Origin of the sequence: Haloarcula sp. JP-L23 (assembly GCF_011602445.1) — an archaeon.
Taxonomy (GTDB): domain Archaea; phylum Halobacteriota; class Halobacteria; order Halobacteriales; family Haloarculaceae; genus Haloarcula; species Haloarcula pellucida.
Genome location: NZ_CP050014.1, coordinates 890,420 through 916,926 on the forward strand (window position 1 = coordinate 890,420; position 26,507 = coordinate 916,926).

Annotated in this window: 28 protein-coding genes and 1 tRNA gene; 15 read left to right on the top strand and 14 right to left on the bottom strand. The window is 66.5% G+C overall.

Annotation, left to right across the window (positions count from 1 at the left end):
* Nucleotides 1-4: 4 nt before the first annotated feature.
* Entirely contained in the window at nucleotides 5-697 is a 693-nt protein-coding gene (locus tag G9465_RS04480) for a hypothetical protein (protein WP_166967910.1), read from the top strand.
* Nucleotides 698-1,122: 425 nt separating this feature from the next.
* On the opposite strand, the gene G9465_RS04485 is transcribed toward G9465_RS04480, so the two are convergent.
* The 5 genes from G9465_RS04485 to G9465_RS04505 all read right to left on the bottom strand — a co-directional run bounded on the left by G9465_RS04485 (nucleotide 1,123) and on the right by G9465_RS04505 (nucleotide 7,131).
* On the bottom strand, nucleotides 1,123-1,878 hold the full coding sequence (locus G9465_RS04485) for a DICT sensory domain-containing protein (RefSeq protein ID WP_166967912.1): 756 nt from the start codon (nucleotides 1,876-1,878) through the stop codon (nucleotides 1,123-1,125).
* Complete coding sequence (locus tag G9465_RS04490) at nucleotides 1,875-2,294, bottom strand: hypothetical protein (RefSeq protein WP_166967914.1); 420 nt, start codon at nucleotides 2,292-2,294, stop codon at nucleotides 1,875-1,877. Before G9465_RS04490 ends, G9465_RS04485 begins: the two co-directional genes overlap by 4 nt.
* A 151-nt stretch (nucleotides 2,295-2,445) precedes the next feature.
* On the bottom strand, nucleotides 2,446-3,768 hold the full coding sequence (locus G9465_RS04495; RefSeq protein ID WP_166967916.1) for a M28 family peptidase: 1,323 nt from the start codon (nucleotides 3,766-3,768) through the stop codon (nucleotides 2,446-2,448).
* A gap of 73 nt (nucleotides 3,769-3,841) precedes the next feature.
* Nucleotides 3,842-4,873 (bottom strand): Gfo/Idh/MocA family protein, encoded by a 1,032-nt coding sequence (locus G9465_RS04500; RefSeq protein ID WP_166967918.1) that lies wholly within the window; start codon nucleotides 4,871-4,873, stop codon nucleotides 3,842-3,844.
* A 41-nt stretch (nucleotides 4,874-4,914) separates the two neighbouring features.
* Nucleotides 4,915-7,131, bottom strand: coding sequence for a TrmB family transcriptional regulator (locus tag G9465_RS04505; RefSeq protein WP_166967920.1), 2,217 nt, complete (start codon nucleotides 7,129-7,131; stop codon nucleotides 4,915-4,917).
* Nucleotides 7,132-7,255: 124 nt separating this feature from the next.
* On the opposite strand from G9465_RS04505, the gene G9465_RS04510 reads away from it, so the two are divergent.
* The 6 genes from G9465_RS04510 to G9465_RS04535 are packed head-to-tail and all read left to right on the top strand — an operon-like array spanning nucleotide 7,256 to nucleotide 14,450.
* On the top strand, nucleotides 7,256-9,379 hold the full coding sequence (locus tag G9465_RS04510) for a glycoside hydrolase family 32 protein (protein ID WP_166967923.1): 2,124 nt from the start codon (nucleotides 7,256-7,258) through the stop codon (nucleotides 9,377-9,379).
* Nucleotides 9,380-9,429: 50 nt separating this feature from the next.
* A complete protein-coding gene (locus tag G9465_RS04515; protein ID WP_166967925.1) occupies nucleotides 9,430-10,569 on the top strand; it encodes an ABC transporter ATP-binding protein in 1,140 nt (379 codons plus the stop codon).
* Between the two features lie 42 nt (nucleotides 10,570-10,611).
* Entirely contained in the window at nucleotides 10,612-12,000 is a 1,389-nt protein-coding gene (locus G9465_RS04520; protein ID WP_166967927.1) for an extracellular solute-binding protein, read from the top strand.
* A gap of 9 nt (nucleotides 12,001-12,009) precedes the next feature.
* A complete protein-coding gene (locus tag G9465_RS04525; protein ID WP_166967929.1) occupies nucleotides 12,010-12,933 on the top strand; it encodes a carbohydrate ABC transporter permease in 924 nt (307 codons plus the stop codon).
* Complete coding sequence (locus G9465_RS04530; protein ID WP_166967932.1) at nucleotides 12,926-13,795, top strand: carbohydrate ABC transporter permease; 870 nt, start codon at nucleotides 12,926-12,928, stop codon at nucleotides 13,793-13,795. The genes G9465_RS04525 and G9465_RS04530 overlap by 8 nt, the downstream gene beginning before the upstream one ends.
* A 4-nt stretch (nucleotides 13,796-13,799) precedes the next feature.
* Entirely contained in the window at nucleotides 13,800-14,450 is a 651-nt protein-coding gene (locus tag G9465_RS04535) for a DUF624 domain-containing protein (protein WP_166967934.1), read from the top strand.
* Nucleotides 14,451-14,471: 21 nt separating this feature from the next.
* On the opposite strand, the gene G9465_RS04540 is transcribed toward G9465_RS04535, so the two are convergent.
* The 4 genes from G9465_RS04540 to gnd form a co-directional block, all read right to left on the bottom strand.
* Entirely contained in the window at nucleotides 14,472-15,173 is a 702-nt protein-coding gene (locus tag G9465_RS04540; protein ID WP_166967936.1) for a CPBP family intramembrane glutamic endopeptidase, read from the bottom strand.
* A 338-nt stretch (nucleotides 15,174-15,511) separates the two neighbouring features.
* Nucleotides 15,512-15,584, bottom strand: a tRNA-Arg gene (locus G9465_RS04545).
* Nucleotides 15,585-15,633: 49 nt separating this feature from the next.
* Nucleotides 15,634-16,218 carry a 2Fe-2S iron-sulfur cluster-binding protein gene (locus tag G9465_RS26225; RefSeq protein ID WP_166967938.1) on the bottom strand — a complete coding sequence of 195 codons (585 nt, stop codon included), beginning with the start codon at nucleotides 16,216-16,218 and terminating at the stop codon, nucleotides 15,634-15,636.
* Nucleotides 16,219-16,314: 96 nt separating this feature from the next.
* On the bottom strand, nucleotides 16,315-17,217 hold the full coding sequence (gnd, locus tag G9465_RS04555) for a phosphogluconate dehydrogenase (NAD(+)-dependent, decarboxylating) (RefSeq protein WP_166967940.1): 903 nt from the start codon (nucleotides 17,215-17,217) through the stop codon (nucleotides 16,315-16,317).
* Nucleotides 17,218-17,350: 133 nt separating this feature from the next.
* On the opposite strand from gnd, the gene G9465_RS04560 reads away from it, so the two are divergent.
* The 8 genes from G9465_RS04560 to G9465_RS04595 all read left to right on the top strand — a co-directional run bounded on the left by G9465_RS04560 (nucleotide 17,351) and on the right by G9465_RS04595 (nucleotide 22,352).
* Nucleotides 17,351-17,650: an SHOCT domain-containing protein gene (locus G9465_RS04560; protein WP_166967942.1), complete on the top strand. Its 300-nt coding sequence runs from the start codon at nucleotides 17,351-17,353 to the stop codon at nucleotides 17,648-17,650.
* A gap of 340 nt (nucleotides 17,651-17,990) precedes the next feature.
* Complete coding sequence (locus G9465_RS04565; RefSeq protein ID WP_166967944.1) at nucleotides 17,991-19,073, top strand: aminopeptidase; 1,083 nt, start codon at nucleotides 17,991-17,993, stop codon at nucleotides 19,071-19,073.
* 499 nt (nucleotides 19,074-19,572) lie between these two features.
* Nucleotides 19,573-20,067, top strand: a complete 495-nt coding sequence (gene rimI / locus G9465_RS04570; RefSeq protein WP_166967947.1) for a ribosomal protein S18-alanine N-acetyltransferase — start codon at nucleotides 19,573-19,575, stop codon at nucleotides 20,065-20,067.
* Between the two features lie 43 nt (nucleotides 20,068-20,110).
* On the top strand, nucleotides 20,111-20,515 hold the full coding sequence (locus G9465_RS04575; RefSeq protein ID WP_166967949.1) for a DUF5810 domain-containing protein: 405 nt from the start codon (nucleotides 20,111-20,113) through the stop codon (nucleotides 20,513-20,515).
* 24 nt (nucleotides 20,516-20,539) lie between these two features.
* Entirely contained in the window at nucleotides 20,540-20,953 is a 414-nt protein-coding gene (locus tag G9465_RS04580; RefSeq protein WP_166967951.1) for a DUF5809 family protein, read from the top strand.
* Complete coding sequence (locus tag G9465_RS04585) at nucleotides 20,953-21,381, top strand: hypothetical protein (protein WP_166967953.1); 429 nt, start codon at nucleotides 20,953-20,955, stop codon at nucleotides 21,379-21,381. The genes G9465_RS04580 and G9465_RS04585 overlap by 1 nt, the downstream gene beginning before the upstream one ends.
* Nucleotides 21,378-21,920, top strand: a complete 543-nt coding sequence (locus G9465_RS04590) for an NUDIX hydrolase (protein WP_166967955.1) — start codon at nucleotides 21,378-21,380, stop codon at nucleotides 21,918-21,920. Before G9465_RS04585 ends, G9465_RS04590 begins: the two co-directional genes overlap by 4 nt.
* 66 nt (nucleotides 21,921-21,986) lie before the next feature.
* A complete protein-coding gene (locus tag G9465_RS04595; protein WP_166967957.1) occupies nucleotides 21,987-22,352 on the top strand; it encodes a rhodanese-like domain-containing protein in 366 nt (121 codons plus the stop codon).
* Between the two features lie 291 nt (nucleotides 22,353-22,643).
* On the opposite strand, the gene G9465_RS04600 is transcribed toward G9465_RS04595, so the two are convergent.
* The 5 genes from G9465_RS04600 to G9465_RS04620 all read right to left on the bottom strand — a co-directional run bounded on the left by G9465_RS04600 (nucleotide 22,644) and on the right by G9465_RS04620 (nucleotide 26,101).
* Nucleotides 22,644-23,288 carry a metal-dependent hydrolase gene (locus G9465_RS04600; RefSeq protein ID WP_166967959.1) on the bottom strand — a complete coding sequence of 215 codons (645 nt, stop codon included), beginning with the start codon at nucleotides 23,286-23,288 and terminating at the stop codon, nucleotides 22,644-22,646.
* Between the two features lie 50 nt (nucleotides 23,289-23,338).
* Nucleotides 23,339-24,052 (bottom strand): TVP38/TMEM64 family protein, encoded by a 714-nt coding sequence (locus G9465_RS04605; protein ID WP_166967961.1) that lies wholly within the window; start codon nucleotides 24,050-24,052, stop codon nucleotides 23,339-23,341.
* A 2-nt stretch (nucleotides 24,053-24,054) separates the two neighbouring features.
* Nucleotides 24,055-24,744, bottom strand: coding sequence for a CehA/McbA family metallohydrolase (locus G9465_RS04610; protein WP_227015712.1), 690 nt, complete (start codon nucleotides 24,742-24,744; stop codon nucleotides 24,055-24,057).
* Nucleotides 24,741-25,439 carry a phosphatidylcholine/phosphatidylserine synthase gene (locus G9465_RS04615; protein ID WP_166967965.1) on the bottom strand — a complete coding sequence of 233 codons (699 nt, stop codon included), beginning with the start codon at nucleotides 25,437-25,439 and terminating at the stop codon, nucleotides 24,741-24,743. The genes G9465_RS04610 and G9465_RS04615 overlap by 4 nt, the downstream gene beginning before the upstream one ends.
* 98 nt (nucleotides 25,440-25,537) lie before the next feature.
* Nucleotides 25,538-26,101 carry a GNAT family N-acetyltransferase gene (locus G9465_RS04620; RefSeq protein ID WP_166967967.1) on the bottom strand — a complete coding sequence of 188 codons (564 nt, stop codon included), beginning with the start codon at nucleotides 26,099-26,101 and terminating at the stop codon, nucleotides 25,538-25,540.
* Nucleotides 26,102-26,507: the final 406 nt, after the last annotated feature.

Consider the following 26,507-nt stretch of genomic DNA (forward strand, 5'->3'; position numbering starts at 1 on the left):
GGGTGTGACACGACGAGCGGTCGAAGACGGGTTTGAGAGGTACCTCTCGGACCTCGTCGACGAGACGTACGCGGCGTTCGACGTGGCCGCCGTCCTGCGTGGGACACGCAGCGGCGGGAGTCGCGCCGCGAGCAAACTACTGAAGAACAGCGACCCTCTCGAACGCCACGTCGTCCGGCCGAAACTGCGGGAGTACCAGCGGACGCTCCTCCACCAGTTCGACCCCGTCCTCGACTACGCGGCCGATCGCGGGGCGTCTTTCGAGGCGTACGAAGACGAGATTCTGGACCGGGACCTGTACTGGAACGCGCTCCGGCCGTCGGTCCGCGGCGAGCGACGCGACGCCATCCGGCAGCGACTGCTAGACCGCCAGCGGGCCTTCGGGGACGACATCGAACCGCTGGTGGCCGCCGACAGCGACGACTTCTGGACGGCCGTCGTCGCGACGTACGACTACGACCGGGCCGTCGACGTCGTCGAGGAACACTTCGAGTTCAGTACGCCGCTTCGAGACGAACGAGACGCCTTCACGTTCGAGTTGGAGATAGACCCCGGTGAGGTGCTGGGCGGACTCGCGCGGGCGCTCCCGTCACTGAGCGTGGAGTTCACCGACGAAGCGGCCCGGGCGATGCGTCGGGCCGAACAGCGCGTCATCCCGCAGGCCAAAGCGGACGCTGAACGCGCGTTCGGCGACTAACTGCTACGCTTTACAGGAACGGTTGGCAGGTCGGTGCCACGCCGTGGTGGGTCGGCGTGGCACCAGCGATTGGATTGGTGTACGGGGCCGCCCCTGACACGAGAGCGGCCACGTGGGGCTGACTGACGACGGCAGGCATGGGTCGGCCGTGGAAATGGTGTAGACACCATGTGGGAATGGGGTCTGGTGACCGGGCAGTGGGTGGGGGGTGACCGGTCACCGAGGTCGGCCTGATGGCCCGCCATCGGTAGACAGTCGCCACTCAGATAAATAATCTACGAAATATGTTACTTTCGAACCGAGTAAGTTCTTTCACGCCGAGGACGTGAGTTATACGCTATCTATCGGAGGAAACTATTTCTGGACAATTATCTCGTTCATTACATAATCTGTCGGATTATCGTCTTTCGGGTTCGGCTACCCGGTCAGGCCACGGCCTCGAACGCTCGCGCGACCCGGTCGGGGTCGTACGTCCAGACGCCGCGGTAGCGGTCTGGACCGGTCGCTTCGGCGATGAGTGCACAGCTCTGGGTGCTCTCAGTCTCGTCGTCGGACGGCGTCTGACCGTCTGGAGGGCCCTCTTCACCGCGGCCGTCGAACAGGATGAACCAGTACCGGGCGAGGTCCTCGTCGACGTCCGTATGAGCCGTAAGCGGCGCGTCGTCGAGGTAGCCACTGGGTGCGCCCGCGGGGACGTAGACGTGGACGTCGATGTCGGTGGTTGCTGCGAGGTCCCGATAGAGGCCCGCCTGTGCTTCGAAGGCCGCTACCGACTGAAAGCCGACGTGGAGTCGTCCGCGGCCGGTCCGCCACGCCCGGTCCTCTATCTCGCGAGAGGTTGCGAGCAACTGCCGCCGGTCGAGTGTGACGAACACCGTCTGGTCGAGCAGTTCGAACAGGGTTCGATACGCGGCGTCGACCGAGTCGAGGTCTTCGGGCCGATGGATGGGCGGGGAGAGAAACACGAGCAAGTCCGACAGCGAGAGGGCACCCCGAAACCGACTGCCGTCTCGGACGACGACGAACGCGTCGGCGCTAATCGAGGGTATCTTTCGGTGGTCGACGTGCAGATTTCGCGTCGCCAGTCGCTCGGCTAAGTCCTCGCCGGTGTCGTCGGGCGAGTAGACGACGACCGTCTTCTCTTCGGCGGCGACCTCGGAGAGAATCGAACCGAGTGTCACGAGTCCGTTGGCTGGGAACGACCCGTCTCGACGACGCGTTCGTACTCGGTGGCGAATCTGAGCAAGTCACGGATCGGGTCCGAAACCGACGCGAGGCGGACCTCCCCGGCGGTCTCGTCGTGGACCACGAGGCCGGTATCGGCCAGCAGCGGGAGGTGTGCGTGGACGAGTTCTATCTTCATCCGGGCCCACTCGTCGGGGCCCGCAGGACCGCTGTCAGTGGCCTCCCAACCGACGAGTACGTCGGTCAAGTCGTCCAGCGGAATCGCCGCCTGCTCGGTGAGTATCGCGAGGAGTCGCCGTCGCTTCTCGCTCGCCAGCGCTTTGAACAGGTCGTCGGGTGGCGGTCCCGCCGTGCCCTCGAGTTCGCCAGCGTCGAGCGAAAGGTCCGTTCGCGGGTCTTCAACGGGGGTCATACGGCATCACACACGGAAAACTACGGTCGATGGACTAATAGCTGTTGCCCAGGTGTTACCTTCCGACCGCAAATGCGCTAGCAACCGGTGACCAGCACCGGCGTCGAGACGGTGTGTGGGTCCCGTCGGACGGGAACTCGTCGTCCCCCGCTCAGTCGTCGTAGGGCCAGTCGCCGGTTATCTTCATCCCTGCCGCGAGATTCTCTGCTTCGAGTGCGGCGGCTATCGTTTCGGGGGCTGTGCGGCCGTACGACTCCTCGGTGAGTGTGACGGCGAGGTCGGTCAACAGGATGGCCTGTTCGCGGAGGGTTCGTGGTTCGAGTTTGTCTATCGTATCGGCGTGCGTGTGGCCCCAGCCACGACCCGTCTCGCCCGTCTCGCTCGTGACGTGGACGCCGGGCACGCCCCACGTGACGAACGGCCAGTGATCGCTGTGGGGGCTCTGTTCGGGGCTGGTCGTCACCGGATGGTCGAACCGGTCGGCCACCGACTCGGCGGCCTCGCCGAGCGCGTCGAACCCGTGGGTGAAACACTGGAGGGTCCGGCCGCGGACGATGCCGTCGAGGTTCAGTATCGCCCGTATCGAATCGAAGTCGCGCTCCGCTGCCAGTCGACCGGAGCCGACGAGTCCGACCTCCTCCGCCCCGAAGGCGACGAACTCGACGCGACTCGCTAGCTCGTCTTCGCGGGCGGCGAGTGCGCGCGCTATCTCGACTACGGTCGCGGTGCCGGCGCCGTTGTCGCTCGCTCCCTCGGCGATGTCGTGGGCGTCGACGTGGCTCGTCACCAGGACTCGCTCGTCGGTATCCGGGCCGAGTTCGGCGTGGACGTTCTGGCTCGTCGCGGCGGGCGTCCCGCAGTCGACGGCGACCGTCACCGGGTCGCCCGCGTAGCGCCGGGCCAGTCGCGCCCCCGTCTCGCCGGCCACGCCGACGGCGGGGATCTCGCCTATCGGGTCGTCCTCGGTGCCGACGCTCCCCGTCGGCGGGAGCATCCCCTCGACGTGGTTCCGGTAGACGAAGGCGACTGCCCCGGCCTCGACGGCGTGGTAGTACTTCTCGCGCCGGTGGATGTATCGCTCGTACCACTCAGGTACGTCCGAGCGGACCAGTACCACCTTTCCCTCGCAGTCGGCGTCCTCGAAGTCCGTCGGCAGGCCGTAGCCCACGTCCACGAGGTCGCCGGTGGCCTCGCTGGCCGGCGAGCGCGGCAGTGCGATGACCTCGTGGTCGGCCCCGGCGACGGTGGTCCCGTCGGCGGCGATGCTGCTGTCGCCGCGGACCCAGCCCTGAATGTCGAACCGTTCGAGGTGGGCGTCCTCGGCGTACTCGGCGAGGGCGTCACGCGTCGCCTCCGCGGCCTCGCGTTCGCCCTCGCTGCCGGCCATCCGGTTCCCGACGTCGACCAGCGTCTCCAGATGCGACCAGCCAACGTCGCTCGTGAACGTCTCGCCGATCCACTCGCTGTCGGTCATGTCGTCTCCTCTGGGCCCGACCGGTTTGAATCTACGCCCCGTCTCGCTTTCCGCGCGCCGACGAGCGACTACGTCACCCGTCCGTGAGGTCGTCGACGTGGACGGTTTCGCCCCGCTGGGCCGCCTCGTAGGCGCTTTCGAGGAACGCTGTCACCGCCAGTCCGTACTCCCCGGTGACGACGGAGTCTGCTGCCCCGTCGACGGCGTCGACGAAGTTGCGGAGTTTCCGGCGGGTCAGCGTCTCGAAGTCCCGGTCGCCGTCGACGCGCACCTCGCGGGTCGAGTCGGGCGTCGTCACGGTTAGGTCGCCGTCCGAGAGCGAGACGTGCCCCTCGGTCCCCCAGATAGTGATGCCCTCGTCGGGCACGACGTCAGTGCCCTCGCCGCTGACACAGACGCTCGCTGTCACGCGTCCCCCGTCCGCGTCCAGCGTCGCCGCCAGCGCGCTGTTGACGTCGACGTCGTGGCCCCGGTCGTCGACGACGCCGGTCACGGCCGTCGGCTCCGCGTCCAGCACCCACAGCATCGCGTCGACGAGGTGGGTGCCGGAGTCGAACAGCTGGCCGCCGCCGGAGAGCGACGGCGTGGTGCGCCACGTCCCCTCGTGGTCGGTTATCCAGCGCTGGCCCAGATAGGCGTTGACGGTGTGGGGCGTGCCGACCTCGCCCGACTGGACGATGCGCCGGAGTTCGTCGAACAGCGGGTCGAAGTGGCGCTGGAATCCGACCTGCAACACGCGGTCTCGGTCGGCGGCTGTCTCGACCAGTTCACGCGCCGTCGACAGTTCCGTCGTCAGCGGCTTCTCGACGAAGGCGTGGCAGTCCGCCTCCAGCGCCGCCATCGTGTGGTCGTGATGGAGGGTGTGGGGCGTACAGACACTGACCGCGTCTAGTTCGTCGCCGTGGCCGTCGAGCAGTTCCTCGACCGACTCGTAGGCTGGTCGGTCGAACGCGTCTTCGAACGTCTCGCGGGCGTCGTCCGAGACGTCGACGCCGCCGACGAGCGTCACGTCGTCGAAGTCAGCGTACTGTCGACACTCCTGCTGGCCGAGTCCGCCGAGGCCGATGGCTCCGATAGCAACTGTCACGTCCGGTGTGACGACCATCGTGGTGATAAAACCAGTTCCGTGGGCCGGCCCGTGGTCCGCTACTCCGCGAAGAACGCCTCGTACTCGGAGACAAACGTCCGAATCTCCCGAGATTCAGGGGGCTTCTTGTGTCGCATGAAGTAACTGGCGACGGTGTTCGCCAGTACGAGGGCGGCACCGTCGGAAAGTCCCTCGGCCAGTGCGAGCGTCATCCCGCTGAGGAAGTGCTCGTCGACGTTCCGGAGTTGATGCGGGTTCACGACCTGCGGAGCTTTCACCGAAAGCACGTCGTCACGGGAGGCGAGCGTCGCGCCCCGCTGTGAGTGCATCACGTACCGGGTCACGTCGAACCGCTCGCGGACGCGCTGGATGGTCGGTACCGTCTCCTCGTCGGTGCCCTGTAACAGGCTGTCACGGAACCGGCGGGTCTGGTTTCGGTTCGCCGTTATCGTCACGGGGACGACGTCGTCGAGCGCACCGAGCGCCTCACAGCCGCGTTCGAGTTCTTCGGCCGATAGCTGGTCGACTTCGCCGGGGTCGAAGTGGACGTGTTCGGGTGGAGAACTGAGCCGCGGCCAGATGTCGTCTCTGAGGTGGTCGACGATGTCCACCAGTTCCGGCGTCGAGTACCACGACCCCATGCTGACGACGGACCGTCCGTCGATGTACTCGGCGAACGCCGAGGCCCCGATTCGGTCCTCGATGCGCGCCCAGTTCAGCGGTTCGGGGTTCGGTTCCGTCAGCAGGAACTTCCGGTCCTCGAACCAGACGTAGTCGGTGCTGGTGGTCCGGCCGAGGCTGACGAGCGTCTGGTCGCGGAACTTTCGGGCGAACTCGGCCCGTATCGGGTCGCCCATCTGCCCGATGAGTGTCACGTCGTACCCGAGTTCGTCGAAGACGCCACCGGTGTGGGCGATGAGGCCGCCGGGTTCGGTGCGGGTCTGGCGCCACTCGACGCGGGGCGGCGTCTCGCTGGCCTCGTAGCGGACGAGCGCCTCCCGGAAGGCGTCGAACTGGCGAATCTGCTCGTACTCGCCGCCGGGCCGACGCTGGATGAACTCGCGCATGCGGTCGATGAACGCATCGAAACAGAGGGCGACGGACCCGTTGCCGAACTCGGGAGGCAGTTCCGTCTTGCACGCCTCCAAGTGGCGTCGCGTCTCGTCGTCGATCGTGTCGGTGTGGCTCGTCCCGTTCTGCCGCAATTCGATGCTGTAGGCGGTGTAATCGACGTTGCGCGTTCCGACGCCACCGACGGTAATCTTCGGGGACGCGAGCGATTCCGTCGCCGTGTCGATACTGAGTGTCAGGGACGACCGGATGTCGTACTCCGTGTAGTAGTAACTGATCAGCGTCCCTGTCTCGGTCACCTCCTCGCCCGTCTCGGTGTCGTATCCCTCGAAGGTAATATCGAAGGCGTCGACCGGTTGGCTGTCGGTCAGGACGGAGACGTCTGCCAGACAGTCGCGGATGCGCATGTACTGTCGCGGCAGCGTCGGGCGCTTAGACGACCGCTCCAGCGGTTGCGCGAGCGGCCATATCGACTCGGAGACGAACCGGTCGAGGACCATCGCCAGACTGGGGTTCGTGACGTAGTAGCCCTGTCCCTCGTCCTCGACGTAGTCGCGGCCCTCCTGCACCCAGTAGAGCCCCCGGCTACGGTCGGTGGTCAGAGCGAAGTCCTCCCGCGTCGAGACGACGCGCGCCTCGTCGACCGTGTCGGGGATAGACTCGTGCAAAGACTCCTCCTCCAGTGCGTCCGGTGACGCGTTCGAGAGCACGAGACGCACTTGCTGGTCCGCACATTGTTCGAGGTCGTCGACGACTGCGGAGAGTCGGTCGACGGGGAGGAGCAACAGGATGTCGTGTTCGGCCGTCTGCAAGAGGTCGCTGACGTACCGCTTGATGGTGCTCTCGCTCTTGAACAGGGCGACGCCACTCTCGACGGTCTCGACGGTGTCGTGGAGTTCCTCCAGATACTCCTCGGCCCGGGAAATCTGGTCGCGGATGGAGGAGAGCGCCTCGGAGGGGTCCACGGCGTAGGCCTTCCGCGGGTAGTCGTCGATGACCTCCACGAACCCGCGCTCACGGAGGCCGTCGACGATGTCGTAGACGCGCTGTTTCGGGACATCGCTGGTCTCCGCGATGTCGGTCATCGTCTGGGTCCCACCCCGGACGAGTGCGAGATACACCTCCGTCTCGTAGGTCGTCAGGTCGACGTTGTCTTCGAGTGTCTCCCTGAGGAGGGCGAGTTTCGCGTCGTCCTCTGCAGTCATTGTCGTGTGCTAGAGTTTCCGCAATAAGCCGTTTGCTGAACACGACCGGTGCCCGGAACCATGGTGGACAATGACGTGACCGACACACATAAACCTAAAGAAAATCCTCACGATAGTTGTGAAAATGGATAACTCGAACGCCACTCTCGGGACGGGCCCTCGTCCCCAGACGACGCTTCTCGTCACCGAGACTCCGATTGAGCCCGATTTGCCGTACGAGACGCGCCCGCTCGCGGACCTCTCCGTCGAGGCGCTCGACGAGTACGACGTCCTCTGGATGCACTGCGAGTCGGCGCTTGACGACGCCGCTAGACAGCGACTCGACGCGGTCGGTGGGGAACTGACAGCGTTCGTCGCGGACGGCGGTGGTCTCCTCCTCACCCACGGCGCCGTCGAGGCGGCGGCCGCACTCGGTATCGAGGCGCACGAACCGGATTCGGTCGGACGCGTCGACGCCGACGAGACGGGGTTCCTCGTCCGCCGCCTCTTCGAGGACCACCCGGTATTCGGCGGCATCGACGGTCTCCGCCCCAACGGCGCACCCGCTACAGACGCCGTCTCGGTCCACTACGACTCGCTCCATCCGAACGACGCCGACGTTCTCGCGGCCCGACGCGACGACGGCACTGACCGGCCAAATCTCAAGTCGCTCCTCCGCTGGGAGGTCGGTGACGGTCGGGTCGTCGGCGTCGGCCACGGCCTCGCTGCCCTCCAGACCGACGTACAGGAGACGCTCCTCGACAACTGCCTCGCCTACGCCGCGGGCGAGGGGTCGGACCCACGGACTGTCGGCCGGCCGAAGGGACGCGAGGAGTTCGAGGCGATGCGCGAGGCGGTCCCCGACGCGAACCACCGCCCCGCCTATCACTTCACGCCGCCCGCGAACTGGCTCAACGACCCCAACGGCCTCGTCCAGTGGAACGGCCGCTATCACCTCTTCTATCAGTACAACCCGGCGGGGCCGTTCCACGACAGCATCCACTGGGGCCACGCCGTCTCCGACGACCTCGTCCACTGGGAGGACGAACCGATAGCGCTCGCACCCGACCCGGACGGTCCGGACGCCGTCGGCGTCTGGTCCGGGTGTTTCGTCGACGACGAGGGCACGCCGAGCGTGATGTACACCGGCGGCGACGACGGGGACCAACTGCCGTGTCTCGCTCGCGCCGAGGACGACTCGCTGCGGACGTGGACCAAGGCGGCCGAGAACCCGCTCATCACGGAGATGCCCGCCGACGTGGACGTGTTACAGAGCATCGACTGGCGCGCGGAGTTCCGCGACCACTGCGTCTGGCGGACGGGTGAGACGTGGTACCAGATTGTCGGGTCAGGCATCGAGGGCGAAGGGGGTGCAGCCCTCCTGTTCGAGTCCGAGGACCTCCTCGAATGGGAGTACTGCCACCCGATTCTGACCGGCGATTGGCGCAAGACCGGCCCGATATGGGAGTGTCCGGAACTCCTGCGGTTCGACGAGGGGTCGCTGCTCCACGTCTCGGACTACTCGAAGGTCGCGTACTTCAGCGGCGAGTACGACGAGGCGGCGAAGCGGTTCGAACCCGAGGACCACGGCGTCCTCGACCACGGCGTCTTCTACGCGCCGCAGTCGTTCGCGGCGGACGACGGCCGGACGCTCATGTTCGGGTGGCTGAAGGAGGACCGAGACAGAGAAGCCCAGTGGGACGCCGGGTGGTCCGGCGCCATGTCGCTCCCGCGCGTCGTCTCACTGGCGGCGGACGGCACGCCGGAGTTCTCGCTCCCGACGGAACTCGAAGCCCTCCGCGAAACCCATCACTCGTTCAGTGACCTCACCGTCTCCCCGGACGGGACGAATCCGCTCGCCGATATCGAGGGGGACACGCTGGAGGTGAAGATGACCGTCGACGCGCGGAACGTCGGCGAGTTCGGCCTCGTTCTGCGTGAGACGCCCGACGGCGAGGAACGCACCGTCGTCCGCTGTAAGATTCGCCATCGCGAGGTAGTCGTCGACCGCTCTCAGTCGTCCAACAGCGACGCGGCGGCCGACAGTTCGGACTCGATGCCCCTCACGCTCGACGAGGACGGGACGTTCTCGTTGCACCTGTTCCTCGACCGGTCGGTCCTCGAACTGTTCACGAACGACGCGCAGGCGCTCACCTCCCGAATCTACCCGACACGCCCGGATAGCACGGGGGTCGGGCTGTATGCCGACGACTGCGAAGTTACCGTCAGGTCCCTCGACGTCTGGGAACTCGCCGCTACAGAAGATTAATCACTCTAGTTGGGAAAACTTGAAATAGTAGCGCACGAGTGTTGTTGTCGATGGGTCGTATCACAATAGACAATGTACGAAAGGAGTACGACTCCGACGCTGGGACGATTCGGGCCGTCGACGACGTGAGCCTGAACGTCCAAGACGGGGAGTTCCTCACGATAGTCGGCCCGTCCGGGTCCGGCAAGTCGACGCTCCTCCGGATGATCGCCGGACTGGAGGACATCACTGGTGGGGAGATACGTATCGACGACACCGTCGTCAACAACATCGCGCCGCAGAACCGTGGCGTCGCTATGGTGTTCCAGAACTACGCGCTCTACCCGCACATGAGCGTCCGCCAGAACATGTCCTACGGGTTGAAACTGACCACGGACCTCGGTGACGACGAGATCAGCCGGCGCGTCGAGGACACGGCGGAGATGATGGGCATCGGCGACTTGCTGGACAAGAAGCCCAACAACCTCTCCGGCGGGCAACAACAGCGGGTCGCCACCGGTCGCGCCATCGTCCGGCAACCGGACGTGTTCCTGTTCGACGAACCGCTCAGCAACTTAGACGCCAAGCTTCGCCTCCACATGCGCACGGAACTCCAGCGCATTCAGGAGGAACTTGAGACCACCTCCGTCTACGTCACACACGACCAGACGGAGGCGATGACGATGTCCGACCGCATCGTCATCCTCAACGACGGGACGATTCAGCAGGTCGGGACGCCGGCCGAGGTGTACGCCGACCCGGTCAACAAGTTCGTCGCGGACTTCATCGGGTCGCCCTCGATGAACTTCTTCGACGTCTCGCTGGATGACGGCGTCCTCTACGGCGACGACTTCGAGTACGCGATTCCGAGCGACTTAGCGAACGTCGTCCGCGATAACGCGCGGAGCGACGACCTCGTCCTCGGCATCCGACCGGAACACGTCACCGTCGATACCGACGGCGCCGACACCGTGGCGGCGACCCTCGACGTCCTCGAACACGAGGGGAGCGACAACTACCTCTACCTCTCGAAGGGCGACACCGAGTGGACGGTCCGCGTCGACGGCAACACGCGGTTCGAGTGGGGCGAGACGGTCGAGTTCTCGCTCCCGCCGGAACACCTGCACGTCTTCGACGCCGAGACGGGCGAGAACCTCGTCGTCGACGAGGGCGTGACGGCCGACGTCGACGGGTCCTCGGTCACCGCATAGCGCGATAGAAATTAACAACGATAGTAAATAATACGAAAACTCATGTCACGAAACATCACCGAATCCGACGAACCGAACAGCACGAAACTCACTCGCCGCCGCGCACTGAGCGCCGGGGGCGCCGCGCTCGCCACCGGCATCGCCGGGTGTGCCGGCCTGACCGGCGGTGGCGGTAGCGGTGGCAGTAGTAGCAGCGACGGGAGCGGCGACGGCGGCTCCAGCGGCGACGTGGAAATCAACTACTGGATGTACTTCGGCGCACAGGAGAACGAGGAGATGACGACCCTCGTAGACGAGTTCAACTCGAAGGACAACGGTATCCACGTCAACAAACAGAGCGTGCCGTTCGGGGCGTTCCTCAACAAACTGTTCACCGCCGTCAACTCCGGCAACGCGCCCCACGTCGCGAGTTACTACGGGTCGTTCGGCCGGCACCTGAAGCCCATCACGCACTCCATCGACGACTACCTCTCGGACGGCGCGAAGAACGAGTACTTCGACATCGCGTGGGAGAACCTGCAGGTCGACGGGTCCACCTACGCGCTCCCCATCGACATCCACGGGAAGGCGCTGTACACGAACGACAGCGTGCTGGAGTCGGCCGGCGTCGACCCGGACTTCACCGACTGGCAGGCGTTCTCCGACGCCTGTGACACCATCGTCAGCGACACCGACTCGCGGGCCTTCTCGTTCCTCAACTGGAACATCGGGCAGGCCGCGTTCCGCGCGTACATCATCGCACTCACGCAGGCTGGCGGCGACATCGTCACCGGCGACCCGGGGAGCTACGAGGTGGCCTACGACGACGACGTCGGGATGCAGACGGCCGAACTGATGAGCAAGGTCACGGGCGAGTTCGGCTGGGACACCCCGCAGTTCCAGAGCGACTCCGCGCGGGTTCAGGACTTCGTCAGCGGCAACCTCGGGATGTTCATCGCAGGCACGTGGTCGGTCAACAACTTCGAGAACGAGAGCGGCAACATTCCGGAGGACCTCTCCTTTAGCTTCCAGAAGCCGTTCATGTTCCCGGGCGACGGCGACGAGGTGGCGTGGTGTGAGTCCAACTCGCTGTACTTCCCGAAGAACTCGAACCACACCGACGCCGAGAAGCAGGCTGCCGTCGAGTTCGCCGAGTACGTCACGCAGAACAACACGCTGTGGGCGTCGGCCGGCGGCCACCTGCCCGCGGCCAAATCTGTCGCCACCTCCAGCGAGGTCAAGAACACCGCGCTCTGGCAGGATTACGGCACCATCTCGACGATGTACGACATGGTCACCAACGGGCAGGTACGCTACCAGCCGAAGACGTCGGTCAACATCAACAGCGATCGGTTCTGGGGGCCGTTCAGGGATATATACCTCCAGAACACCGACGTGCAGTCCGGCGTGACCACCAGCGCTAACGAACTTCAGCAGGCCCTAGACCAATAGGATACAACCATGAGTAACGTCGAAGCGACCACAGACAACCGGACCACGAGCCGCTGGGAACAGCTGTTCGACCGGTCCACCCGGGAGTTGCTCGTGGGGTTGCTGTTCGCGGCCCCGTACCTCGTGTTGTTCTCGGTGTTCCTGCTGTACCCCCTGCTGAAGGGGCTGTACATGAGCCTCCACGAGTGGAACTTCCTCGAACCGTCGAAGTCGACGTACGTCGGCTTGGAGAACTACGCCAGACTGCTGGAAGACCCCGCGTTCTGGAACGCGCTGTGGAACACGCTCGAGTTCGTGGGCATGACTGTCCCGCTCATCGTCGGTGTCAGTCTCGTCCTCGCACTCGGGTTGAACAAGGAACTGAAAGGCAGTCGCCTCCTGCAGTTCGTCTACTTCAGCCCGTACGTGCTGACCGTCTCTGTCGTCGGTATCGTCTGGGCACAGATGTTCGCACAGGGCGGCGTCGGCACGCAGTACTTCGGGTGGCTGTTCAGCGGATCGCCGCTGAACTCGAAGTTCTGGGCCATGCCGGTCATCGTCGTGACGACGGTGTGGTGGCAGGCCGGCTTCTACTTCGCCGTCCTGCTCGCGGCCCGACAGAACGTCCCCGAGCGACTGTACGAAGCCGCCCGCCTCGACGGAGCCGGTCCGTGGCGCATGTTCCGGGACATCACGCTTCCGCACATGAAGAACGCGCTCCTGTTCGTCGTCATCGCCTCGACCATCTTCCAGTTTCAGGTGTTCGGCCAGCCGTACCTGATGACGAAGGGCGGTCCGGTCGGCAACACGGAGACGCTCGTGTACTACCTCTACGAACTCGGGTTCCAGACGCGCGAACTCGGGTTCGGGGCCGCCGTAGGCTACACGCTGCTGTTGATACTGGTCTGCGTGTCGGTCCTGAACTACGTCCTCGTCGGAGGGAACGATGAGTAACGCCGACGCCACCCAATCGGTGACCGAGCGTCTCACCGACCGGGACACGCTCTACCGAATCGGCCTGTACGCCGTGATGTACGGGCTGGCGGTGGTGTTTTTCGTCCCCTACTGGCGGATGTTCCAGTTGTCGGTGACGCCTATCGCCGTCCTCTCGCAGGGCGGGTTCAACTGGATACCGCCGGAGATTACCTTCGCGGTGTGGCAGCGCTACCTGATCGAAGAGCCAATCATCTACCAGTGGGCGTTCAACACGCTCACCATCGCCAGCATCACGACCGCTATCGTGTTGCTCGTCGACTCGATGATCGCCTTCTCGATCACTCGGCTGGAGTGGCCCGGACGAGGACTGATTCTGGGTATCATCATGGCGAGCTTCATGATTCCGGGCTACGTGAACATCATCCCGCTGTACACGCTCATCAACGACCTCGGCCTGATGAACTCCTACTGGGCCATCATCCTCCCGTTCGCGGCCGGCCCGCTGGGCGTGTTCCTGCTCGTCCAGTTCTTCCGGGACATCCCCGAGGAACTGGAGGAGGCGGCGCGACTGGACGGCTTCTCGTCGCTGCGCATCTACGCACGCATCATCCTGCCGCTGTCGACGCCCATCCTGACCGCGCTGGGCCTGTTCGTGTTCATCTGGAGCTGGAACCAGTTCCTCTGGCCGCTCATCGTCCTGAACGACGACGCGCTGTACACGCTGCCCGTCGGCGTGGTGACCCTGCGGGACGTGAACGCGCTGGCACCGAACGTCATCATGACGTCGCTCGCGCTGGCGTCGCTCCCGCTGTTCATCGTCTTCCTGCTGTTCCAGGACAAACTCATCTCCAGCGTCCAGATGCAGGCGGGGACGGGATGACGTCATGACCGGAGAAACCGATCAGGCGGCGTTTCGACGCGCTATCGCCGAGGTGCCGGGGTTCGTCTATCACAACGGCCTCCGGCTCGCGCTGGTCAGCCTCGCGTGGGTCGTCGCCTCGCTGCCGTTGGTGACTATCGGCCCGGCCACGCTGGCGGCGTACGCCGCGGTTCGCGGCCTCCGGAGCGACCACAACCGCATCGACCGAGCCAACGTGTGGGCCGTCGTGCGCCGGAACGGCGTGGCGAGCGCGCTGTTCAGCGGCGTTCCCGTCGCCTTCGGCGCCGTCGCCGTCACCTACGGCGTGACGGCGCTCCGAGAGGGGTCGCTGGCCGGCGAAGTCGCCGCGCTCGTCGCGGCCTACGTCGCGCTGTACGTCGCGCTCGCGCTGATTCCCACGTACGTCGAACTGGCGCGCGGGTCCGACCCGGTGGCAGCGTTCCGCTACGGCGTCGGCTGGTTGGCTCGCCACCCCACGCCCGCGCTGGCGACCGGACTGCTGACTCTCGTCGTTCTCGCGGTGACCGCCGTCCTCACCGTCGCGTTCGTCCTGCTGTTCGCCGGCGTCGCGTTCTCGCTGCAGGTGGCCGTCGTCGAGACCGTCGACGACCGGACCAACGAGACGTCGGTCGCGGCGGGTGCCACTGCCTGCTGACCGCCCGCATTTCTCCCCCGTTCAGACCGTGAGGAAGGCCGCGACCAACAGGAGCGCGTTGTAACTGCCGTGCGCGACGATGGGAACCAGCAGATTGCCCGTCCGCTCGTAGATGGTGCCGAAGACGAGGCCGCCGACGGTGACGACGGCGACACCGGTCAGCGAACCGACGACGGACCCGGTGAAGTTCAACAGGTGGATGCTCCCGAAGACGAGACTCGACAGCGCGATTGCGACGGTGGGCCCGAACGACTGCCGGAGTCGCCCCTGAATCGCGCCGCGAAAGAGCAGTTCCTCCGCGGGCGCGACGAGGACGACCGAGAGCGCCGCCAGTCCGAGCGCCACCCGCGGGTCGGCCATGATGGGGTCCTCGAACACGCTCCCTTCGGGGGCCAGCCCCAGCGACGCGAACACCACGCTGAGACCGAGCGCAGCGACGAGGGTGACGACGAGTCCGCCGACCATGTACCGAACGTCCCGCCACGTCGGCCAGCGAACCCGCACGCCCCCGTGTCGCCGGACGTAGAGCGAGCCCACGACGAGGAAGGCGAGCTGGCCGGCCGCGGCGAGGACGAGGAACCCGCCCGGACTACCGACGGGCGGCCCGAACAACACGAGCGGCACGGTGAACACGACGCCGAAGACGACGCTCACGGCCAGTCCGGCGACGAGCAATCCGGCCGCGACACCGAGAGCACGGGCCGTGTCGCTCACGTTCGCCATGCGTCACCCTGCGCACGGCGGCGGCAAAAGTATGCACCGCGTGAGCCGCGGGCGTGGCCATCCCGTCCGCGAGAGGTCTGCACCGACGCCAGACGTGCTCACTACTCACGTTCTTGCAGGGAGAGGGATTTGAACCCGACTGCGAGACTCACTTCGTTCGTCTCGCGTGGTTCAAATCCTCGGGCCGTTTTCACGGCTCACGTCCGTTCGCCGAAAAACGGGCGGCGAGGGATTTGAACCACCTGAACTTCACTCGCTGCCGCTCCTCGTTCCGTCGTTCAGAATCTCTCGCTGCCGGTTCACTCACTGCCTCGCTGCCGCTCGGCCGTTCTGTTGCACGGGCGGCGGGGGATTTGAACCCCCGACCATCTGGTCCGGAACCAGGCGTTCTGTCCGCTGAACTAGCCGCCCACGTACCGAGATACTCCGCAACCGCTTGTAAGAGTTGTGAACCCGCGAGTCAGGGCGATTCGCTCGTCTCGATGGTGAAGTCGTCGACGGGGTAGGCGACACAGGTCAGACAGTAGCCGTCCTCCATGTCGTCCTCGAACAGCGACTCGTTCTGGCTGTGTCGGATGTAGTCTTCGGCCGGGCCGTCCTGAATGTGGCCGGCACAGGAGATACACTGGCCCTGCCGGCAGGCGTAGGGCAGGTCCCAGCCCTCCTCTTCGCCGGCGTCGAGGATGGTCTCGTTGTTGGCGACCTCGATGGTCTCGCCTTCCTTCGCGAACTCGATTTCGTAGTACTCGACCTCGTCGTCGGCGATGGAGTCGGGGTCGAAGCCTTCGTCTTCCTCCTCGGCTTCTTCTCCCTCGGCGAGTTCGCCCTCCGCACCGCCGGCGGGGATGGCGGCCGCACCGCCACCGCCGATGGAGCGGTTGTACGGTTCGGCGAAGTCGGTCTCCGGGACCGACGCGGCGCGTTGTTCGAGGACTTCCTGGGAGATGTCTTCCGGCGCCTCCCAGCCGGTCCCCTTCGCGTAGTGGAACGCCACCACGATGAGGGTCAGCGTGGCCCCGCCGAGGAGCCCTGCGAGTTCAACCATGTGCGCGGCTATGGAGTACTGGTTTAACTAAGCTTTGGATTCCGCCGTTTCGCCGTCCCCGCTGGGAGAAACGCGGGCACCGGCGAGGGCTGTCCCTCAGTCGCTCTTGCGGGGCACGTCGTGCCGGCCGAACCCGTAGCGGAGGCGACTCGCGAGGCGTCGCGAGAACCGGCCGTCGTCGGCGCGCGACCCGAATCGCTCGGCCAGCGCCTGATAGATGAGCGGGACCGGCACCTCCTGTTCGAGGGCTTCCTGCACCGTCCACGTTCCCGTCGAGCCGCCCTCGACGCGGTCGGCCACGTCGCCGAGGTCGTTACCCTCCTCGCGGAACGCCTCCTCACACAGCTCTAAGAGCCACGAACGGATGACCGCGCCGTTGTTCCACGTTCGCGAGACGGCCTCTAAGTCGAGGTCGTAGCGGCCGTTGGCGAGCAGTTCGAACCCCTCGCCGTAGGCCTGCATCAGGGCGTACTCGACGCCGTTGTGGACCATCTTCACGTAGTGGCCCGACCCGGCCGGGCCCATGCGGTCGTGGCCCGCCGGCCCGGTGGCGACGGCGTCGAACACCGGCGTCAGTTCGTCGTAGGCCCACTGCGGGCCGCCGACCATCAGCGAGAACCCGTGTTCCGCGCCGGCGGGACCGCCGGAGGTCCCGCAGTCGAGGTACGCGGCGTCGGTCGACTCCGCGCGGCGAATCGAGTCCTCGAAGTAGGAGTTCCCGCCGTCGACGACCACGTCCTCGCCGTCGACTATTCCGTCGAGTTCGTCGAGCGCGGCGTCGACCGGGTCGCCCGCCGGGACCATCAGCCAGATGCGTTTCGCCTCGCCCAGCGAGTCGGCGAGGGACGGAATCGAGTCGGCCGGCCGCGCACCCGCGTCGGCGGCGTCGGCCACCGCGTCCTCGTCGATGTCGAAGACGACGACGTCGTGACCGGCGTCGAGTACGCGGTCGACGACGATACGTCCCATGCGTCCGAGTCCGATGACGCCTAGTTCCATACGCGGGGACTCGCCGAGCGCACAAGTAGGGGTTCCGATTCAGTGCGTCGGCGGGGTGGGCGCGTCGGTTTCCGACGTTTAGTGAGTACTCACTCAGATTTATCACGCCGGGGCTCATAGCTACCACGCACAGATGCACACGACACACGATACGACACCGCTCGCAGGCGCCCTCTCACTCGGCATCCTCGCTGTCGGTCTCGGCGGTCTCGCCCTCGGCGTCCCGTGGGCGTGGGTCGCCTTCCCGGTGGGATACGGCGGCGTCCTCCCGCTAGCACTGGGGCTGGCAAAACGGCGACGCGAACCGGAGACGCTCGCTGACGACGCCGGCGACGACGCACTGGCGACACTCCGCGAACGGTACGCTACCGGCGAGATAGACGAACGGGAGTTCGAGGCGCGCGTCGAGGGATTGCTGGAGACGGAGCGGTGAGGACGGGCCACGCCGAACGCGAGGGGCCGTTCGTCGTCGGCATGCGGGTCAACCGCTGGTGGGCGCTCTACCGCTCGCTCCCCATTCCGCTTACACCTCGGGAGGTCCGCGGACTGCGCTGCGACCCCGATAGCGGCTTGTTCGGGAGTCGAACGTGGTTCTCGTGGCAGTCTTCGGGTTCGTCCAGCACTGGGGTCCTGTCGTACAGATATCCGTACCGCCGCGTGGCCGGGTCTGCTACGCGCCCTGACGCGGTTACGTGGCTGTCGGTCGGACGACACTCCCGACACCTCGCTCGGAGAGGCGGTACGTTTTCCCGGTCGCCGTCCCTCGACGGCGCATGGACGAACGCGTACGCGAGCACGCACGGACGCTGGTCGACTGGAGCGCCCGCATTGAGGCGGGTGACGACGTCGTCGTACAGGTCGACGAGGGGGCACACGACCTCGCCGTCGCCGTCGCAGAGCACCTCGGTACACGGGGGGCGAACCTGCTTTCGACGTACAGTTCCGCCGAACTGCGGCGCGCCTATCTCCGGGCCCACGACGGCTCGTTCGACGCAGACCCCGAGTACGAACTCGCGATGTACGAGCGCGCCGACAGCGTGTTGATACTGAAAGGCTCCGCCAACACCGCCGGCACCGCCGACGTGCCCAGTGAACGGCGGCAGGCCCACTCGAAAGCCCGACGAGCCATCCGCGAGGCGCGTCTTAACACCGACTGGGTGTCGACCCAGCACCCGACGCGAGCGATGGCCCAGCAGGCGGGCATGGCCTACGAGGCCTACGAGGACTTCGTCTACGACGCCACGCTCCGGGACTGGGAGGCACTCGCCGAGGAACAGGCGCAACTGAAGACGATTCTGGACGCCGGCGACACCGTCCACATCGTCACCGACGGCACCGACCTGACGATGTCGATCGAGGGCCGCACCGCGGTCAACTCCGCGGCCAGCGTCGCCTACGACTCGCACAACCTCCCCTCGGGCGAAGTGTTCACCGCCCCTGAGGGTACCGAGGGCGTCGTCACGTTCGACGTACCGATGACGATTCAGGGCCGGCGGGTGCGGGACGTCGAGTTGACCTTCGAGGACGGCGTCGTCGTGGACTTCGCCGCCGAGCAGGGCGAGGCGGTCATCGAGGAGGTACTGGAGACCGACGACGGCGCCCGCCGACTGGGAGAACTCGGTATCGGGATGAATCGCGGCGTCGACCGAGTAACCGACAACATCCTCTTCGACGAGAAGATGGGCGGAACCGTCCATCTGGCGCTCGGCCGGGCCTACGACGCGTGCTTGCCCGACGGTGTCGCTGGCAACGACAGTGCAGTCCACGAGGACCTCATCACGACGATGGGGGAGGGGTCACGGCTGGAAGTCGACGGCGACGTGGTGCAAGAAGACGGCAAGTTCCGGTGGGAATAGCGAGGGGCGCGACCGAAGTGAGCGGCCCTCGGCGGAACGGCGACCGGAGAGTGCCGTAGAGCAGTAGCGAGGGGCGTGAGCGGCCCTCGGCGGAGCGGCGACCGGAGAGAGCCGTAGAGCAGTAGCGAGGGGCGTGAGCGGCCCTCGGCGGAGCGGCGACCGGAGAGAGCCGTAGAGCAGTAGCGAGGGGTGCGTCGAAGGTCGCTCTGACCCGTCGGTCTTCGGTCCGGTGTCTAGAGACGTGACGACCAGACACGCGGCTGTCGGACGCGCGTAGTCACTCCGAACGGAAGCGATCGGAAAGAGGGGGTGGGGGTGGGGGGTGGTGGCACCCAAAGTGGGTGCAGCCGTAGCTTCGACGGTGATAATTAAGAACCTTCCGGCCAAGCCGTCCCGTGGTACGACAATATAAATACATTTCAATCGTGATAGTCAGGGTCAGTGATCACTCGGCGAGTCGGCGACAACACCTTTGTGTACTCACACCATACTCAGAGACGTGACAACCGTCGCACCGGACGGTCCAGACGGGGCCGACAGTCCGACGGTCCGGCAGGCAGAGCGGGCCGACTTGCTGGAGATTCACCGCATCGAGCAGTCGGTGTTCCCGCAGCCGTGGCCGTTCTCGGCGCTGGAGAGCTATCTGGGGGAAGAGGGGTTTCTGGTGGCGGAGACGGCCGGTCCCGAGGACGTTCCGTCGGTGGCGGGCTACGTCGTCGCCGACACCGTCCCGAATCACGGGACGCCACTGGGCCACATCAAGGACATCGCGGTGCGCGAGGAGTACCGACGGCAGGGCGTCGCCAGCGCGCTGCTGGAACGGGCGCTGGGCGTCCTCGCCGTGGCGGGCGCCGGGTCGGTCAAACTGGAGGTCCGGACCGACAACCACGGGGCGCGACGCCTCTACCGACAGTTCGGGTTCGAGCACCGCAAGACCATCCCGAACTACTACAGCAACGGCGAGAACGCCCTCGTGATGGTCCGGTTGCGCTGAGACCCGACGGCATATACCGCTGGGATGTCTCTGTGGACGTACAATGGGATACGCCTGTCCAGTGTGTGGTGACCCACAGTCCGACGCCGGCCACCTCGCGAACCATCTCGCCTTCACGGCGCTGACCGGTGGCGACGACCACGAGGCGTGGTTGGACGACCACGTCGACGACTGGGGCCAGATGGGGGAATCGGAACTGGCCGAGGCCGTCGTCGACCACGCCGAGGAGACGGAGTTCCCGCAGGTGTTCGAGGAGAGCGGTGTCGACGGCGGCCACGACCACGACCACGGCCACACCCCGACGAGCGACCTGCCGCCGGGGGCCGACAGTCAGCGGGGCCCCCGCTCCATGAGCGGCGACGACCGGTCGGTTCTCGCCGAGGCCCGCGACCTCACGCGGGAGATGCTCGACGAGGACGCCGACCAGTCCGAAGACGAAACCGAATAAGCCCGCCGTCCCCTACACCCGTCCATGGAGACAGAGGGGCAGTTCTCGCCGACGACAGTCGCCGAGGTGCGTGACCGCTACGAGGCGTTCGGCCCGACCGCACAGGTCGTGGTCAAGGAGGTCGCGAAGGCGATGGGGCTGGACGCCGAGGAGTACAGCGAGCGAGTCACGGGCGAGGTGGTCGAGACGGCGCGTGACGCCCTCTTCGCCGAGTCGCTCGCTGTGACCGTCGGCACCGCCGAGGAGTTCGCGTCGTGGCGGGCCGACGCCGACCACGACGTGACCCTCGTCGGGTCCGAGAACGTCGACAACGTCGTCTGGCACGCGCCGCCGTTCGCCGACGAAGCGGTGGCGGCGACCTTCCAGTCCGAGCGCCGGGCCGCCGTCGGCACCCTCCGACGGCAGGCCTTCGGTCGCATCTACAGCGAGGTCGTCTGATGCGGACGGTCACTCGCAACTTCGTTCTGGGCGTGGCCGTCGTCGTCGTCCTCTTGCTGGCGCTGGGGGCGCTCCCGAGTTACCTCAAGAGCGGCGACCCGTACTACCTGACGGCGACGCCGGCCGAAGGGAACGCCACGGCCCTCGACGGGAACGCCAGCGCCGTGAACGCCAGCAATCTCTCGACCCAGCGTTACCCCTACACGACGGCGGCGCTCGACGACGCGACGGCCAACGAGAGCGACGGGACCGGCCAGTCCGACCCCTACTGGCGCGGCCCCATCGGACTGAAAGGCGCGTTCACTCACTCGCCGTTCGACGAACTCGACGCCCTCCGCCAGCGAGTGCCCGAGGCCACCGACGGCGAGACGGTACTGGTCCGACACGACGGTACGCTTTACCGCCTCGCGGTGACACAGCAACCATGAGCCGAGAGCCGACCTACGACTGGCCCGTCGTCGAATCGGAAGCCGAGTACGAGACCGGGTGGTACACCGGCGGCTACGACCGCGTGCGCCAACCCGACGGCTCCGAGAAGGACTACTACTGGGCCGAACTGCCAGACGCCGTCGTCGTCGTCGCGCGCACGGGCGAGGAACTCGTCATGGTCGATCAGTTCCGCCCGACCATCCGCGAGCAGTGTCTGGAACTCCCCGCCGGCATCGTCGAGGACGGCGAGTCCTACACGACAGCGGGTGCCCGCGAACTCCGCGAGGAGACGGGGTTCGAGCCGTCCGGCGTCTCGTTGCTGGAGGACTTCTGGTGTTCGACGGGCGTGTTACGACACCGCCGGGGTATCGTCTTCGCGGAGGGACTAAAACCGGTCGACCGAGACTTAGACGACAACGAGTTCCTCTCGGTGACGACCGTACCCATCGAGGACGCTCTGGCCGTTGCTCGCCGCGAACCGGCCAACGACGCCACTATCGAGGGTATCCTGCTCGCACAGGCCGAGGGCTTGCTGTAGACCGCTGTGTGCGAGCGCCCACCCGCGTCCGGTGAACGTTTAGGCTTCGACCGCTAGCAGTCGCACATGGACGGCGAAATCGGGAGCGATGAACTCCGGTCGCTACTCGACGACGAGGACGCCCGCGTCGTAGACATCCGCCCGCCGGCGGCCTTCCAGCGAGGCCACATCCCCGGCAGCGAGAACGTCCCGTTCCAGTCGCTCGTCGACGAGGTCGAACGGTTCGAGGGTGCGGACCGCGTCGTGACGGTGTGCCCCCACGGGAAATCGAGCGTGCAGGCCGCCCGCCTGCTGGCCTCCTACGAGGGGTTCGACGGGACGGTCGAGAGCTTCGAACCCGGCCTTGACGGGTGGGACGGACCGCTCGAAGACGCCGCGTCGGCGGAGACGGCCGAAGCGGCGGCCGACGAAGGCCCGGACGCCCCGTTCTGAGGCGGGCCGTCTCGGCGTCCAGACGGCGCTCGTGACAGGCCCACACAGAGGAACAACGTCTGCGAGCGACTGGAACGGGATACTCCCCGGAAGGGCGTCGGCCCACTCGCCGTTGCGCTTTCGCTCGGCGACGCCCACCTCCAGTCGGTTCCCGATGCGGTAACAGTCCGCGGCGGAACGCATCCGGAGCTCTCGGGAGTGTCCCATAGGCTATTGGGGGCGGTTTCGTCCGGAGTGTGACCGGTCGGTGTCGGGTTCCCGTCCCGTCGTTTTCCAGCCGAAGCGAGCGGGTCAGGACCGGAACCGGATCGCCACCGTCGTCGCCCCGCTTTCCGTCTCCTCGACGGTGACGGCCGGTAGCACCGCTGCGAGGCGGGCCGGGAAGCGCGCAGAGAGGGTCGAGAACCGCCTGCGAACGAGCGTGTAGCCACCCGCGACGGCGACCAGCCAAAACAGCGCAGCCTCGACCGTCGACCCGGACGCTGGCGAGCGTATCGCCGCGGCGGCGGCGACCAGTGCGAGGAGCCAGTCCTCGGGTGCGCCGGAGTAGCGCACGTACCGCCGCGGGCGGTGCCACGCGCCGAGCGCGTGGTTGTACACCGCCCGTTCGGTGGTCGGGTTCCACGGTTCGGCCTCGACACTCCCGGCGAGCACGTCCGAACAGGTGTGGACGGCCGCCGACCCGACGAGGACCGCCGCGAGGAGGAGCGTCCCGGACGGTGCAACGACGTAGCCCACGGTCAGGAGGAACGCAAGTACGCTGTAGCCGACCGGGTAGTGGAGGGTCTTCCGGTGGTCGGCGACGATGTCGAGGTCGGGCAGGATACCGCCGAGGAAGGCGACCACGAGGAGGGGCAGGGCTACCGTATCGGGTAGCGCGGGCGTAGCGAGGGCCACGAGCGCGACGCTCACGGCCCCGTGGGTCAGGGCCATCATACGCCTATTGAGTGCTATATGTGGCTCCGTTGGCATAAGGTGGGCGGACGTCAGGTGACGCGTTCGAGGCCAGCGACGATGCGGTGGCGGACCGCGTAGGCGACGACCGACCCCGCGGTCAGGAGCGTCAGGACGAGTGCAGCGGTGCCGAGGGCACCGTCGGCGAACTGGGTGCCGGCGTAGGCCACCGCGAGGAAGGAAGGCGTCCGCCCGACGACGACCAGCGTGAGGAAGGTTCGGAGACGGATGTCGGTCAGCCCGGCGACGAAACAGAGGACGTCGTCGGGGAACGTCGGGAGCAAGAAGAGGACGAACAGTCCGGGGACGCCGGTCCGAGCGACGAACTCGTCCCAGCGGTCCAGCGTGGCAGGGTCGACGACTCGCTCGACGTAGGGTCTACCAAAGCGGCGAGCCGCGACGAACACGAGCGTGCTCCCGAGAACGACGCCGGTCATGCTGTAGCCGGTGCCCCGGAGGGTTCCAAAGAGGTATCCGCCGACGCTGGCGAGCACCTGCCCGGGAACCGGCGCGAGAACGACCTGTGCGGTCTGGAGCGCGAGGAAGACGAGCGGTGCGAGCACGCCGAAGGTGGCGATACGAGCCCTGACCCACTCGGGGTCGGTCAGGCCGGGGACGGCGAGACGGAGCGCGACGGTGACCGCGACGAGGGCTCCGACCAGCACGAGGGTCCGGACGATGGCGTCACGACGGGCCACAGCGGACGCGAACACCCGGCCGTCGTCAGTGTCGTCACTGTCCACCATCGTCAGCGGAGCGAGGGCGTCTTGGAGCGGGCGTTCGCCACGAGTTTCCTGACGTACTGCCACGCGGAGGTGCGGCGGCCCACGGCGGCGGTCCGGCCGGCCCGCATCGCTGCGACGACGGCCTCGGGCGTGCAGGCGGCTCCGGGCTCGAGTTGGACTTCGGTCGCCGCCAGACCGATACCACTGGGCCGGTGGGCGTCGCTCCCGCCGAACGCGGGATACCCGTGCCGTCGGGCGTAGCGTTCGGCCTGTTCGTTGCGGAAGTTCACGAGGGTGTGGGCGTTGTACACTTCGACGCCGTCGACGTCGTCGATGGTGGTCGCGTTGGCGCCGTGCCGGGACCGCTGGAACGGGTGCGGGACGACGGCCACGCCGCCGGCCTTGCGCACCCGTTCGGCCGTCTCGGCGAGCGGATCGCCCGCTGGCGGGGCGTCCTCGACCCCGATAGCCAGCAGGTGCCCGTCGGCCGTCGAGACCTCACAGCCGACGATGGCGGTCACCGACGACTCGGCGGCGAGGTCGGCGACCGCGTGGGCACCGTCGACCGTGTCGTGGTCTGTGACGACGACGCCGTCGAGGCCGACGGCCTCGGCCCGTCTGAGGAGTTCTTCGGGGAGTGTCTCCCCGTCGTAGGAGGCCGTAGTGTGGAGGTGCGTATCGATCCGAACGGTCCGGCCGGTGGCCTCGTTCACAGGTAGCCCCACTCCAGCGCCAGCGCGAGTCCCGCGGCGGCGAGTGCGCCGAGGCCGGCCAGCGCGTGGCTCACGTCGGTCTTGTATGCCTTGTAGTCCGAGACCATCAGCGGGCAGACAGCGGCGACGACCAGTCCAGCCAGCCAGCCGTTCCACGGGGCCACGAGCGTCGCGAGGAAGTAGTTCGCGACGACCACGAGGTTCGTGTGGACCACCGTCGTCCCGTGATAGTAGCTCGCGCCCTCGTCCGACCCGAAGCCCTCACTGCTGTGGCGGATGAGCCTGAGGCCGCCAAAGGCCAGTATCAGAAAGCCGACGACGAGGCTCGCGAGGTCGTTGGGCGCGATGGCGACGTGATACAGCAGCGCTCCCGGCACGACGTACGCGAAGATGTCGATGAACGAGTCGACCCGGCGGCCAAAGGGCGAGGAGACGCCGGTCCGCCGCGCCCACCAGCCGTCGAGTTTGTCGAGCAGGAACGCCCCGAACATCGCCAGCAGCGCCCAGTTCGGCTCGCTTCGCAGGAAGATCAACGCGCTTCCCCAGCCGACGAACAGTGCGCCGAGGCTGATGTAGTCCGCGCCGGTCAGCCGTGCCAGTACGTCCGTTCTGTCGCCCCGCTCGCCGACCACGCGGTCCGCCGCGTCGACCCGCTCTCTGACTCCTCGGAGCGCTTTACGCAGTTCCCCTGACATGGGCGTGTGAGAGAAACAGCCCGCTCGACGTATAAATCCACTCCGAGAATTATTTACTTGGGAGGAATCTATATATCTATGGTCCGTTCTGTTCCGGTTCAGGCCGCTCGGACGCTGTAGTGCGAGAGCGGGCCGACCCGGACGTAACGGTGGTTTCGGACCACGTCGAACCCGTGGGCGGCGAACAACGCCCGCGAGGGAACGTTGTCACGAGCGACCAGCGCGCTCGCCCGTGTCGCCCCGCGTCCGTGTGCCCAGTCACAGGCCCCGACGACGAGTGCCGAGGCGACACCGCGCTGCCTGTGGTCGGGTGCCACGAAGACGCGACGGAGGTAGGCCCCCTCGAACGACTGTCGGCGTTCGAGCGGCGCGATGTCGTGGGTCGCATCGAGCGAACAGAACAGGTATCCGAGCGGCGTTCCGCCCTCGAACGCGCCGAGGACGACCTCTCCGTCGGCCAGTTCGTCCACTGGCGCGCCGAGTTCCGAGACGCGGGCGGGGTCACACACCTCGACGGACACTGACTCGCTTCCGGGCGGGTCGACGGCCGCAGGGTCGGCGACGTACTCCGACAGCAGCGTCGCCGTCACGCCCGCCGCAGCCAATCGGTCGTAGACGGCACGGCCGTAGCGGTTCCGCGTTAGCCGCCAGAGTTCCACCATCTACGTCGGCGCTCAGTGGGACGGGACATAAACGCTCGGGTCGCCCACCGGCGACACCGCTCACGGTATCAGACGGTGGCTCGGTCGGAAACGCCTCGTCACGAGAGGCTCAGCGAGAAGTCTACTCATAGATTCGTCAGGCGTCTCGGAGAGTTGGTGGCTCAGGGTAAGCTATCTTCACAAGGGGCTCTGCGGGGGTAACGCAATATCTATTAATAGATTTTCTCGGCGTTTCGGAGAGTTGGTGGCTCAGGGTAAGCTATCTTCACAAGGGGCTCTGCGGGGGTAACATTTCGTCATTGCCACCATCGGGGGATAGCCCGCCACCGGTGAAAAACTCGTTCATCGAACGGTGGAACAGGTCGACCAGGACTCGTCCAGCGTGTGTACGGTTCTGAGTCACCGA

Coding starts and splice junctions, on each gene's coding strand:
- G9465_RS04490 (WP_166967914.1), bottom strand. CDS start 2,294: ATGACCCCCGTTGAAGACCCGCGAACGGACCTTTCGCTCGACGCTGGC.
- G9465_RS04495 (WP_166967916.1), bottom strand. CDS start 3,768: ATGACCGACAGCGAGTGGATCGGCGAGACGTTCACGAGCGACGTTGGC.
- G9465_RS04500 (WP_166967918.1), bottom strand. CDS start 4,873: ATGGTCGTCACACCGGACGTGACAGTTGCTATCGGAGCCATCGGCCTC.
- G9465_RS04505 (WP_166967920.1), bottom strand. CDS start 7,131: ATGACTGCAGAGGACGACGCGAAACTCGCCCTCCTCAGGGAGACACTC.
- G9465_RS04510 (WP_166967923.1), top strand. CDS start 7,256: ATGGATAACTCGAACGCCACTCTCGGGACGGGCCCTCGTCCCCAGACG.
- G9465_RS04515 (WP_166967925.1), top strand. CDS start 9,430: ATGGGTCGTATCACAATAGACAATGTACGAAAGGAGTACGACTCCGAC.
- G9465_RS04520 (WP_166967927.1), top strand. CDS start 10,612: ATGTCACGAAACATCACCGAATCCGACGAACCGAACAGCACGAAACTC.
- G9465_RS04525 (WP_166967929.1), top strand. CDS start 12,010: ATGAGTAACGTCGAAGCGACCACAGACAACCGGACCACGAGCCGCTGG.
- G9465_RS04530 (WP_166967932.1), top strand. CDS start 12,926: ATGAGTAACGCCGACGCCACCCAATCGGTGACCGAGCGTCTCACCGAC.
- G9465_RS04535 (WP_166967934.1), top strand. CDS start 13,800: ATGACCGGAGAAACCGATCAGGCGGCGTTTCGACGCGCTATCGCCGAG.
- G9465_RS04540 (WP_166967936.1), bottom strand. CDS start 15,173: ATGGCGAACGTGAGCGACACGGCCCGTGCTCTCGGTGTCGCGGCCGGA.
- G9465_RS26225 (WP_166967938.1), bottom strand. CDS start 16,218: ATGGTTGAACTCGCAGGGCTCCTCGGCGGGGCCACGCTGACCCTCATC.
- gnd (WP_166967940.1), bottom strand. CDS start 17,217: ATGGAACTAGGCGTCATCGGACTCGGACGCATGGGACGTATCGTCGTC.
- G9465_RS04560 (WP_166967942.1), top strand. CDS start 17,351: ATGCACACGACACACGATACGACACCGCTCGCAGGCGCCCTCTCACTC.
- G9465_RS04565 (WP_166967944.1), top strand. CDS start 17,991: ATGGACGAACGCGTACGCGAGCACGCACGGACGCTGGTCGACTGGAGC.
- G9465_RS04575 (WP_166967949.1), top strand. CDS start 20,111: ATGGGATACGCCTGTCCAGTGTGTGGTGACCCACAGTCCGACGCCGGC.
- G9465_RS04580 (WP_166967951.1), top strand. CDS start 20,540: ATGGAGACAGAGGGGCAGTTCTCGCCGACGACAGTCGCCGAGGTGCGT.
- G9465_RS04585 (WP_166967953.1), top strand. CDS start 20,953: ATGCGGACGGTCACTCGCAACTTCGTTCTGGGCGTGGCCGTCGTCGTC.
- G9465_RS04590 (WP_166967955.1), top strand. CDS start 21,378: ATGAGCCGAGAGCCGACCTACGACTGGCCCGTCGTCGAATCGGAAGCC.
- G9465_RS04595 (WP_166967957.1), top strand. CDS start 21,987: ATGGACGGCGAAATCGGGAGCGATGAACTCCGGTCGCTACTCGACGAC.
- G9465_RS04600 (WP_166967959.1), bottom strand. CDS start 23,288: ATGATGGCCCTGACCCACGGGGCCGTGAGCGTCGCGCTCGTGGCCCTC.
- G9465_RS04605 (WP_166967961.1), bottom strand. CDS start 24,052: ATGGTGGACAGTGACGACACTGACGACGGCCGGGTGTTCGCGTCCGCT.
- G9465_RS04615 (WP_166967965.1), bottom strand. CDS start 25,439: ATGTCAGGGGAACTGCGTAAAGCGCTCCGAGGAGTCAGAGAGCGGGTC.
- G9465_RS04620 (WP_166967967.1), bottom strand. CDS start 26,101: ATGGTGGAACTCTGGCGGCTAACGCGGAACCGCTACGGCCGTGCCGTC.